This is a genomic window from Pseudomonas sp. BIGb0164 (genome assembly GCF_024810135.1).
Taxonomy (GTDB): Bacteria; Pseudomonadota; Gammaproteobacteria; order Pseudomonadales; family Pseudomonadaceae; genus Aquipseudomonas.
In genome coordinates this window covers 113,567-124,476 of sequence record NZ_JANUEA010000014.1, presented here as the reverse complement: position 1 = coordinate 124,476, position 10,910 = coordinate 113,567, and the positions used below count along the sequence as shown (strand labels likewise).

General features: G+C 62.3%; 7 protein-coding genes. 5 read left to right on the top strand and 2 right to left on the bottom strand.

What is annotated here, in order from left to right:
• Nucleotides 1-175: 175 nt before the first annotated feature.
• Entirely contained in the window at nt 176-1,795 is a 1,620-nt protein-coding gene (locus M2394_RS29810; protein ID WP_259175727.1) for a PvdJ/PvdD/PvdP-like protein, read from the bottom strand.
• A gap of 142 nt (nt 1,796-1,937) precedes the next feature.
• Between M2394_RS29810 and pvdM the strand changes: the two genes are divergently transcribed.
• Genes pvdM through M2394_RS29795 form a run of 3 tightly spaced genes read left to right on the top strand, consistent with a single transcriptional unit; the run spans nt 1,938 to nt 5,480 of the window.
• On the top strand, nt 1,938-3,287 hold the full coding sequence (gene pvdM / locus M2394_RS29805; protein WP_178924906.1) for a pyoverdine-tailoring dipeptidase-like protein PvdM: 1,350 nt from the start codon (nt 1,938-1,940) through the stop codon (nt 3,285-3,287).
• Nucleotides 3,288-3,306: 19 nt separating this feature from the next.
• Complete coding sequence (locus M2394_RS29800) at nt 3,307-4,575, top strand: aminotransferase class V-fold PLP-dependent enzyme (protein WP_259175725.1); 1,269 nt, start codon at nt 3,307-3,309, stop codon at nt 4,573-4,575.
• A 32-nt stretch (nt 4,576-4,607) separates the two neighbouring features.
• Nucleotides 4,608-5,480: a formylglycine-generating enzyme family protein gene (locus M2394_RS29795; protein ID WP_259175723.1), complete on the top strand. Its 873-nt coding sequence runs from the start codon at nt 4,608-4,610 to the stop codon at nt 5,478-5,480.
• Between the two features lie 87 nt (nt 5,481-5,567).
• Here the strand turns inward: M2394_RS29795 and M2394_RS29790 are convergent, their stop codons facing one another.
• Nucleotides 5,568-6,395 (bottom strand): N(5)-hydroxyornithine transformylase PvdF, encoded by an 828-nt coding sequence (locus M2394_RS29790; RefSeq protein WP_259175722.1) that lies wholly within the window; start codon nt 6,393-6,395, stop codon nt 5,568-5,570.
• Between the two features lie 199 nt (nt 6,396-6,594).
• Between M2394_RS29790 and M2394_RS29785 the strand changes: the two genes are divergently transcribed.
• Together M2394_RS29785 and M2394_RS29780 are read left to right on the top strand one after the other, a co-directional pair.
• Nucleotides 6,595-8,247: a cyclic peptide export ABC transporter gene (locus tag M2394_RS29785; RefSeq protein ID WP_178925977.1), complete on the top strand. Its 1,653-nt coding sequence runs from the start codon at nt 6,595-6,597 to the stop codon at nt 8,245-8,247.
• Between the two features lie 109 nt (nt 8,248-8,356).
• Nucleotides 8,357-10,798: a TonB-dependent siderophore receptor gene (locus M2394_RS29780; RefSeq protein ID WP_178925978.1), complete on the top strand. Its 2,442-nt coding sequence runs from the start codon at nt 8,357-8,359 to the stop codon at nt 10,796-10,798.
• Nucleotides 10,799-10,910: the final 112 nt, after the last annotated feature.

Here is a 10,910-nt window from a genome sequence, read left to right as displayed (position 1 = left end):
AATGCGGGCGCAGCCGGGGGCCTGGAGGGGCTTCCGACAGGGTTGGGAAATTAAGGGATTTGCAGCGCGGGGGGTGACATGGGAAGCGGGGACAAGCGCGGATCAGAGCGGGTTCAATTTAAATTCAGGTTTTTTTGAGCGCTCCCACGATAAAGCGTGGGAGCGATCGAATGACTCACTTGAGCTTCAAGTTGCGTGCATACCACGGCCGTTTCGGCACACGCTTGAACAAGCCCTTGAGCACGTCTTCATCGGCGCCAAAGGTAATGCGCAGGGCCAGCTTCATAACCTCCGGGTCCATCTCCATCGACTTGCCCACCTGCAACCCGGGGGTGGTGCTGCAACCGTGGGTGTCCGGGCCCAGCCAGGGGTCTGCCACTTCCACCCAACGGCCCGGGGCGAACCAGGCCACGCCGTTGACCTCCAGCCGGCTGACCTCGCCCGGGTTGAAGCGCTCGTGGGCGCGGAACCAGTCTTCGATGCGGTCGTCGATCCAGCCGTGGAAGTGCCAGAACACCGGGTTTACGTGGGAAGAAAACGGGTCGCCAAGGAAGTCGTTCTCAGCCGCGTACCAGCGGGCGGCGAAGTCGGCGGGGTCGCGGGCAAAGGGCACCGGGCCGCCGTTGGACGGGTCGCGGGGCACGGAGGCCCAGCGCATGTGCAGCCAGTCGTGCAGGCCCAGTTCCATCTCGGAGCCCAACTGGCCCAGGGTCAGCTTGGCCAGGTAGCGCGGGTCGCGGTATTGGGATTCCCACACCTGGAAATTGCTGTGGTAGGTCTCGGCGGCCTTGATGTCGCTGACCCACTGGGTGTAGTCCGCATCGTCGGGGGCTGACCAGGTGGGTGGCAGGGCAAAGCCGTCGCTGTTGTCGAAGTAGCGCACGAAGCCCAGGCGGTCACGCTCCAGCGCCGGCTGCGGTTCGGGAAACTGCGGCCAGGACGGCAGGTCTTGCATGGAGCGCGCCGTGCCGAGCATGTGGCGGTGCATGAAGAAGAAGTCGATGCCCGAGCCGTTGCGGTCCTTGCGCTTGCCCCGGGCGTCACGCTCCTGGCCACGTGGGCCGGGTTGCCAGCCAATGCCGCGCAGGGCCTCGCGTTTTTCTTCGGTGAGTTTGTGCCATTGATCGCGGGAGGCGTGCCACAGCTGATGGAACAGGCGGTGCTCGGGGGAAATCAGCCAGGCCAGCAAGGTCGGGTTGAGGCCGATGCGCTGGCGGGCTTCGGGAAACAGCTGTTTGTGCGCGACAAAGCGGTTGTCACGCTCGGTCAACGCCAGCGGGCGGTCGAGGTCGAGGATCTGCCCGCTGAGGGTGCCGCTGCCAGCGTTGCCAAACTCGCTCCAGACTTCGTCGAGGGTCATCTTGAATTCATAGGCAGGCTCACCCGCCGCCGCATCACGGTCGATCAACCGCCAGTAGAGCACCGCGCCATCGCCCGTCAGCAGGTCACCCAGTACACGGTAGCGCGGCTCACCTTCGGCGCGCAGGTTGGCCGCAGTGTCCAGATAGCCGCGCAGGCCACGGCCCCGGGGGGCGATGTCGAGCAACAGTTCAAGGCCTTCGAGCGGCAAACCCTTGAGCCCCGCATCGCGGCCTTCCAGGCGCAGGCTCCAGACACCCCGCAGCGTATTCGCCAGGTGCTGGCCACGGGTGTCGGCCAGGTCAACCGTGGCCTCGCCGGGGGTGATCGGGAATTCTTCTTCACGCGTCAGCTCGCGATGGGCATAAAGGGCCGCTGGCACGGCTGCGCCCGTCAGCGCCAGGCCTGCGATGAACCCACGTCGAGAGATCGTCATTGTCTACCTTAGGAAACGGCTTAATCAGAGCTAGAACGTTTGCAGCCCGGTGAAATTTACCGGCGTGGCGCCGCCACCTAAATTTCCCCTGCCATCGCTCGTTCTTCCCTGATAGCAAAGGCCTCAACTGACTGAGATGGCAATGACAAAACCACGTTCGAAAAAGGCGCTGTTCATCGGCCTGCCATTGGCATTGGCCATCGGTGCCGGTGCGGGTTTCCTGGCCTGGGACCATTGGTTCCGTGGCAATGCCGGCTACCCGCTGGAAGTGATCAAGCAGGCCAACGAGATGCAGGATCGCCTGCTGTCGTTCGACAGCCACATCACCGTGCCCCTGGATTTCGGCACGGCCGGGAACGAAGCCGACAAGGACGGCAGCGGCCAGTTCGACCTGGCCAAGGCAGCACGCGGGCGCTTGTCGGGGGCGGCCCTGACGATTTTCGGCTGGCCCGAGATGTGGAACGGCCCCAACGCCCCGCACAAGCCCACCGACGGTTTTGTCGAAGAGGCCCGGCACCAGCAGGAGGTGCGCTACAAGATCCTCTCGGGCATGGTGCGCGACTTCCCCAACCAGGTGGGCATTGCCTATACACCGGATGATTTCCGTCGCCTGCATGGCGAAGGCAAGTTCGCGATCTTTATCAGCATGCTCAACGCCTACCCCCTGGGAGACGACCTGAACCAGCTGGACCTGTGGACCGCGCGCGGCATGCGCATGTTCGGCTTCAGCTACATCGGCAACAACGCCTGGTCCGATTCGTCGCGCCCGCTGCCGTTCTTCAACGACTCGCCGGACGCCCTCGACGGTTTGTCGGACATCGGCAAGCAAGCGGTGCATCGCCTGAATGACCTGGGGGTGATCATCGATGTGTCGCAGATGTCGACCAAGGCGCTGGAGCAGGTGGCGCAGTTGAGCCGCACGCCGATGATCGCGTCCCACTCGGCGCCGCGTGCGTCGGTGGATATCCCGCGCAACCTCAGCGACAAGGAACTGCAGCTGATCAAAAACAGCGGCGGCGTGGTGCAAGTGGTGGGCTTCCCGGCTTATCTGCGCCCGCTGAGCCAGCCGACCCAGGACAAGCTCAACGCCCTGCGCGCACGTTTCGACCTGCCTCCCCTGCCCAACCTGGCCATGGCCTTGATGCCAGGTGACGCGATCATCAGCGCCTGGCCCGAGCAGAAGTTCGGCCAGTACGCCCAGGGGCTGTACGCCATCCTCGAAGAGGAACCCAAGGCCAGCCTCAAGGATTGGGGCGATGCGATTGATTACACCGTGCGCAAGGTCGGCATCGATCACGTCGGCATCGCGTCGGACTTCAACGACGGCGGCGGCCTGCAGGGCTGGGAGAACGTCGGCGAGGTACGCAACGTGACGGCCGAACTGATCCAGCGCGGCTACTCCGAAGCCGACATCGCCAAGCTGTGGGGAGGCAACTTCCTGCGAGTGTGGGACCAGGTACAAAAAGCCGCCAAACCCTTGGCCAATCGCTAATCACCCACGAAGTGTGTCCATGACCGACCGCCGTACGTTTCTCAAGCAGGCCGGCGTATTCGCCGCCAGCCTGCCGTTGCTCCCTCAGGCATTGGCCGCCGCGCCAGACCTTGCAGCAAGCTCGCCATGGACAGGGCTCAAGCAGCTGTTCAACCAGGACCCGGACTACCTGCACTTCTCCAACTTCCTGGTGGCCTCGCACCCCAAGCCGGTGCGCGAGGCCATCGAGCGTTATCGCCTGCAAATCGACCGTAACCCGGGTCTGGCGATGGACTGGGGCCTGGAGGAAACCTGGAAACGCGAAGGCCAGGTGCGTGAATGGGCGGGTCGCTACCTGAACGCCACGCCAGCGCAGATCGCCCTCACTGGCAGCACGTCTGAAGGCCTGGCGATGATTTATGGCGGGATCAAGGTGCGTGCCGACCAGGAAATCCTCACCACGGTTCACGAGCATTACGCCACCCAGAACGTGCTGGATTTTCGTGTGGCCAAGGAAGGCACACAGGTGCGCCGGATCACGCTGTTCGAAGACACCCAACACGTTTCCGCCGATGAAGTGCTGGGCACTATCGAGCGCAGCATCCGCCCCAATACCCGAGTGCTGGGCATGACTTGGGTGCAGTCCGGCAGTGGCGTAAAGCTGCCGATCGGCGAGATCGGCAAGCTGGTGCAGGCACTCAACCGCAATCGCGACGACAAGGACCGCATCCTCTATGTGGTCGATGGCGTGCATGGCCTCGGCGTGGAAAACCTGGACTTTCCGGACATGCACTGCGACTTCTTTATTGCCGGCACCCACAAATGGATGTTCGGCCCGCGCGGCACCGGCCTGGTCTGCGCCCGCGACAGCGAGAACAAATACGTCACGCCGATGGTGCCGACCTTTTCCGAAGACACCAACTTCGCCACCACCATGACTCCGGGCGGCTACCACGCGTTCGAGCATCGCTGGGCGGCGGACGAAGCCTTCAAGCTGCACTTGCAGCTGGGCAAGGCGCAGGTGCAGGCGCGCATCCATGCACTCAACACTGAACTCAAGAGTGAGCTGCTGGCGCGGCCCAACATCGAACTGGTCACCCCGCGCAGCCCCGAGCTGTCGGCCGGGTTTACGTTCTTTCGGGTCACGGGCCAGGACAGCGAGGCCGTCGTCGCGCACATGATGAAAAACCGCGTGGTGATCGATGCGGTGGACCGCGACGTTGGTCCCGTGATCCGCACCTCCCCCGGCCTGCTGAACAGCTCGGATGAGATCCATCGCTTCATGACCCTGCTGAGCCAGCGGCTATGAACCCCTTTTCTTCCTTTGAACGAGGCGCCCACATGATCCCCTCCCGACTCAAACCCTTGGCCGCATTGACGCTGACCGCGCTGTGCGGCGCCTGGCTGCCAGGCCTGGCCCAGGCGGCGACGCCGCAACCGGGCAAAGTCTTCAAGGACTGCAAGGACTGCCCGGAAATGGTGGTGCTGCCCGCTGGCACCTTCACCATGGGCACCCCGGAAGATGAAGTCGGCCGCGAGCCCGACGAAGGCCCGATGCATGAAGTGACCTTCGCCAAGCCGTTTGCCATGAGCCGCTTCCACATCACCGCAGGCGAATGGGACAGCTATGTGCGCCAGACCGGGGTCAAGATCGCCGATGGCGACACCCGCCCGGGCCGCGAGTGCATCGCCAGCAAGCCGCGCTACCCCCAGGGGCCGCGCCAGCCGGCGGTATGCATGGACATGGACGACATAAAGAACTACGTGGCCTGGCTGTCGAAAAAGACCGGGCAGAAGTACCAGATGGTCAGCGAAGCCCAGCGTGAATACGCCGCACGTGCCGGCACCACCGGGCCGTTCCCGTTCCCGTTTGATGCGGGCAAGGGCTACAGCATCGCCGAACATGCCAACACCTACGGCCCGGCGGACGGCTACAGCTATTCCTCGCCGGTCGGCAGCTACCCGCCGAACGCGTTTGGCATGTATGACATGCACGGCAACGTGTACGAGCGGGTGGCTGACTGCGAACACCCCAACTACGTCGGCGCGCCTACCGATGGCAGCGCGTGGATGGAGCCGAACTGCGAGAGTTACCAGATTCGGGGCAATGATTGGGGTGAGGCGCCGGTGTTTTCGCGCTCGGGTAATCGCAACAACATCTACCCGCAGACGCGCGGGGACTGGATTGGGTTTCGCGTAGTGCGCGAACTGTAACCCCCCCTTGTAGGAGCCGGCTTGCCGGCGATGGCGATCTCACTGACGCCATCGTCGGCAAGCCGGCTCCTACAGGGATGGGGTTGTTCAGGCCTGTTTGGCCAGCAGTTCCAGGCCTTCGTGCAGCGCCGGGAACAGGCTGTTGTTGAAGTTGTTCCAGCGCAGTTCGAGGATGGTGTCTTCCGGGGAAATCTCGGTTTTCAGCACGTCGTGGAACACCTCGCCCGAGTCGATGCCATTGTCCACGTAGTGAAACGAGGCGCCGGTGAGGTACAGCGGCTCGCACGGTTTGGTTTCCTTGGTGGCCCAGTCCACCACCGCCTGGCCCCGTGCGCCGTACAGGGCGTTCCAGGTGGCGTACGCGCCACGACGTTCGTAAGGCGATTCGATACGGGTGATGCCCGGGTGGATGTTCATGATGCGCCGCGCAAACGGCGCGCCCGGGCGCACCAGCTCGTCGAGGATCACCAGCAAGCCATCCAGCACCACGATGTCAGCCTTCAATTCCACCAGGGTGTCGTACAGCCGGCGTTCGAAATCCTGTTTGCCGGCGATATGCTCGGCGCTGCCCCGTGGCAGGCGGCGGTAGGTGGACGGCACGCTCAATAGCAAGTCGTTGACCAGGTTGCCCTGCACCCGCAGGTCGGCGGGGTACAGCCACTGCCGGCCCGGCTGGTAGGCAAAGCCATAGTCCTTGACCAACTGCTGATCGCGCGGGTTCTGCTCGTCATCGTCGTACACCACGCCCACCAGGTTGTAGGCCTGGCCCAGCGGCGTGTCGTTGAGCGACCCCACCAGAAACTCCAGCACCGACTTCATGTAGCGCTCGTGGTCCTTGTAGGCCACTGGCTGCCCGGCCTTGTCGGCGGCGGCATTTCTCAGGGACCAGACATACACCAGGTTCTTTTTCGTCATTGTTTCGCTCTCGCTGGATGAACTGCGCGCGGCCTTGATGCACGTGCGCCTACAGAACAAGAACGAACCAGCCCCCCGCCGATTTATCCACCACGGCCACCGCCTGGCACATCACGCTAAATACTCGCCCCGGCGCTTCGTTTGTCATGGGTAAGGGTCTGTGTGCCCAGCCCCATTTTTCACTCTCCGGGATGTATTTATGACCAACCCCAAACGCGGCGCCTTCCATGGCCTGCTCGCCCTGCTCAGGCCTTTTCGTGCCATCGTGACGGTTTCCGTCGCCCTCGGCATGGTCGGCGGCCTGGCCATCACGTTGCTGCTGGCTACCATCAACAATGCCCTGCACTCGGCCAACGGCATGACCCAGGGCGTGGTCCTGACCTTTGCGGCGCTGTGCGTGGTGGCACTGGTCAGTTCGATCATTTCGGACATCGGCACCAATTACGTCGGGCAACGCATCATTGCCGCCCTGCGCAAAGACCTGGGCGAGAAGGTGCTGTCGGCGCCCATCGGGCAGATCGAGCGCTACCGCTCGCACCGGCTGATCCCGGTGCTGACCCATGACGTCGACACCATCAGCGACTTTTCCTTCGCGTTCACGCCGCTGGCGATTGCCGCCACCGTGACCCTCGGCTGCCTGGGCTACCTGGCCTACCTGTCGGTGCCGATGTTCCTGATGATGGTGGTGGCAATCATCATCGGCAGCGCCGTGCAGTTCATTGCCGGTGGCAAAGGCATCCAGGGGTTCGACCTGGCGCGCACCCACGAGGATGAGTTGCAGCGCTACTACAACGCGATTGCCTCCGGCGCCAAGGAACTGCGCATGCACCGGCCGCGACGCTTTCGCATGAACACCCACCGCATCCAGGAAACCGCCGACCGCATCAGCGATATCCAGGTGCGTTCGGTGAACATCTACATCCTGGCCAAGACCTTTGGTTCGATGCTGTTCTTTGTGGTCATCGGCCTGGCATTGGCGATGCAAGCCTACAACCCCAACCCGGACCCGACGGTGATCACCGGTTTCGTGCTGGTGCTGCTGTACATGAAAGGCCCACTGGAACACTTGCTGGGTTATCTGCCGGTGGTGGGCAAGGCGAAGATTGCCTTTGGCCGCATCAGCGAGCTGTCCGAACGTTTCTCGTCGCCAGAGCCACACCTGCTGATGGACGACAGCGAAGCACCCACGCCGGTGGTCAACAGCCTGGAACTGCGCGAGGTGAGCTACAGCCCACCGGCCGTGGAAGGCAGCGCGCCCTTCCACCTGGGGCCGATCAACCTGAGCATCAAGCAGGGCGATATCGTGTTTATCGTCGGCGAAAACGGCAGCGGCAAGACCACGCTGATCAAGCTGCTGCTGGGCCTGTACCCGCCCCACTCCGGTGAAATCCGCCTCAACGACGAGGCCGTGAGCGCGCCGGATCGCGATGATTATCGCCAACTGTTCACGACCATCTTCTCCGACTACTACCTGTTCGATGACCTGGTGCAGGGCAGCGCCACGCAGTCGCTGGACAGCGCCGCCAAGTACCTGGAGCGACTGGAGATCGCGCACAAGGTCAGCGTGAAGGATGGGGTATTCAGCACCACTGACCTGTCCACCGGCCAGCGCAAGCGCCTGGCCCTGGTCAACGCCTGGCTGGAAGAACGCCCGGTGCTGGTGTTCGACGAATGGGCCGCCGACCAGGACCCGGCCTTCCGCCGCATTTTCTATACCGAGCTGCTGCCGGACCTCAAGCGCCTGGGCAAGACCATCATCGTGATCAGCCACGACGACCGTTATTTCGACATCGCCGACCAACTGGTTCGCCTGCGTGCCGGGCAAGTCGTGCACGCGATGGAACCGGCGTGAATTTTGTTTTCCGGTTTTCCCAGGTAGGAACGTCTCACTAGTGGTAATGAGAACTAACCTCAATAAACACCTAGAACTGCCCACTTAAAACATAGAAGAGAAAGCATCCATGTCAGCACGACTCGGTCTCAGCCCCCTGAGCAAAGCGTTATCCATGCGACGGGCCCTGAACATCAACCTCCTTCCGAGTGCCCTGGCACTGGCGGTGTCACTGCCGATCGCAGGCTATGTACAGGCTCAAGAGATCGAGTTGAATATTCCCGCCCAGTCGCTGGGGAGCGCGCTGCAGGAATTCGGTCGCCAGACCAACGTGCAAGTGCTGTACAGCCCGAGTGATGTCGAGGGCAAGAACAGCACCGCGATCAAGGGCAAGATGGAGCCACAACGGGCCATCGACACCCTGCTGGGCGGAACCCAGACCACCCACAGCCTCAACGGCAACACCCTGACGGTGAGCGCTGTCGGCGCGACGACCGGGCTGGAACTGAGCCCCACCCAGGTGACCGGCAACATGCTGGGCAACGTCACCGAAGGCTCAGGCTCCTATACGCCGGGCACCATTGCCACCGCGACCCGCTTGACCCTGACCCCACGCCAGACCCCGCAGTCGATTACGGTCATTACCCGTCAGCACATGGAAGACTTCGGCCTGAACAACGTCGATGACGTGATGCGCCACACCCCGGGCATCACCGTGTCGGCCTATGACACCGAGCGTACCAACTACTATTCCCGGGGTTTCTCGGTCGACAGCTTCCAGTACGACGGCATTCCGTCCGCAGTGCGCAACGTGGGCTACTCGGCGGGCAACACCCTGAGCGACATGGCCATCTATGACCGCGTCGAAATTCTCAAGGGCGCTACGGGCCTGCTCAATGGTGCGGGCTCGCTGGGTGCGACCATCAACCTGATCCGCAAGAAGCCGACCTCGGAGTTCAAGGGCCATGTGGATGTGGGCGCCGGTTCCTGGGACAACTACCGCAGCGAAGTCGATGTCAGCGGCCCGCTGACCGACAGCGGCAATGTCCGCGGGCGCGCCGTCGCGGCGTACCAGGACAAAAAGTCCTTCATGGACCATTACTCGCGCAAGACCGAGACCTATTACGGCATCACCGAATTCGACCTCTCCCCCGACACGATGCTGACCCTGGGCTTCGACTACCAGGACAACACCCCGAAAGGTTCGAGCTGGTCCGGCTCCTTCCCGCTGGTCAACTCCAACGGCAGCATCAACAAGATGCCGCGTTCCTACAACAACGGTACCGACTGGAGTTCCTGGCAGCAAAACACCCGTACCGCCTTTGCCATGCTCGAACATGACATGGGTGACGGCTGGGTCACCAAGTTCCAGCTCGACCACAAGATCAACAGCTACCATGCCGACCTCGCGTCCATCCAGTTCGTGCAACCCGCGGCCGATGGCACGGCAGAGATCAATGCACAGAAGTACACCGGCGAAACCAAGAGCACCACAGCCGACCTGTACGCCACCGGGCCTTTCAGCCTGTTCGGCCGCGACCATGAACTGGTGGTGGGCGGCTCGATCGGCACCTCGCGCTGGCAGGGCAAAGGCTATTGGTCGCCGGAATGGCCAGGCGGCAACAAAGTCGACTTCTACAACTGGAACGGCAACCTCGGCAAACCTATCTACGGCCCGCCCCAGCAGTACACGGACGACGTCGTTCGCCAGACCGGCTACTACGTGACCACGCGCCTGAACGTGATCGATGACCTGAACGTGATTCTGGGTGGCCGCGTGGCCAACTACCACATCACCGGCAATAACCCTTCCTACAAGGAAACCGGACGGTTCATCCCGTATGCCGGCGTGATCTACGACCTGAACGACAACTTCTCGGCCTACGCCAGCTACACCGACATTTTCAAACCGCAGGAAAGCTATATCAAGGATCGCAACGAGAAACTGGTGGATCCGGATGAAGGCCAGAACTACGAGCTGGGTCTCAAGGGCGAATTCTTCGGCGGACGCCTGAACACCAGCATTGCCTACTTCGAGGTTCACGAGAGCAATCGCGCCATTTCGGATGATGCCTGGAACAATTCGAACCCTACACCACCGAACTACGCGTTCAAGGGTTCCAAGGCCATCACCAAGGGTTACGAGGCTGAGATTTCCGGCGAGCTGAGCCCGGGCTGGCAAGTCCAGGGCGGGTACACCCACAAGGTGGTACGCGACGACGACGACAAGAAAATCTCCACCTTCGAGCCCGAGAACCAGGTCAACCTGAACACGACCTACAAGCTCAAGGGCGATCTGGACAAGTTCACCATCGGCGGCGGTGTACGCTGGCAGAGCAAGGCCTGGAACGAAATCTATAACCAGCCGCTGGACAGGAACCAGGACATCACCCAGAAATCCTACTGGCTGGTTGACCTGATGACCCGCTATCAGGTCACCAAGAACCTGTCGGCGACCGTCAACTTCAACAACATCTTCGACAAGTCCTACTACACCAACGTGGGCTTCTACAACTCGGCCATCTACGGTGAGCCGCGCAACGTGATGGTCAGCACCCGCTGGGACTTCTGACCTGACACCTCGATCGCCTGAGGCGGTCCAACGAACGCCCGATGAGCGCCCTGCTTTCATCGGGCGTTTTTGCAGGTGCGCCTTAATACCCGTGCATAAAAAAACCGGATCA

What these genes read in the sequence shown, in the direction of transcription:
- M2394_RS29810 (WP_259175727.1), bottom strand. Translation starts at nt 1,795, where the DNA reads ATGACGATCTCTCGACGTGGGTTCATCGCAGGCCTGGCGCTGACGGGC.
- pvdM (WP_178924906.1), top strand. Translation starts at nt 1,938, where the DNA reads ATGACAAAACCACGTTCGAAAAAGGCGCTGTTCATCGGCCTGCCATTG.
- M2394_RS29800 (WP_259175725.1), top strand. Translation starts at nt 3,307, where the DNA reads ATGACCGACCGCCGTACGTTTCTCAAGCAGGCCGGCGTATTCGCCGCC.
- M2394_RS29795 (WP_259175723.1), top strand. Translation starts at nt 4,608, where the DNA reads ATGATCCCCTCCCGACTCAAACCCTTGGCCGCATTGACGCTGACCGCG.
- M2394_RS29790 (WP_259175722.1), bottom strand. Translation starts at nt 6,395, where the DNA reads ATGACGAAAAAGAACCTGGTGTATGTCTGGTCCCTGAGAAATGCCGCC.
- M2394_RS29785 (WP_178925977.1), top strand. Translation starts at nt 6,595, where the DNA reads ATGACCAACCCCAAACGCGGCGCCTTCCATGGCCTGCTCGCCCTGCTC.
- M2394_RS29780 (WP_178925978.1), top strand. Translation starts at nt 8,357, where the DNA reads ATGTCAGCACGACTCGGTCTCAGCCCCCTGAGCAAAGCGTTATCCATG.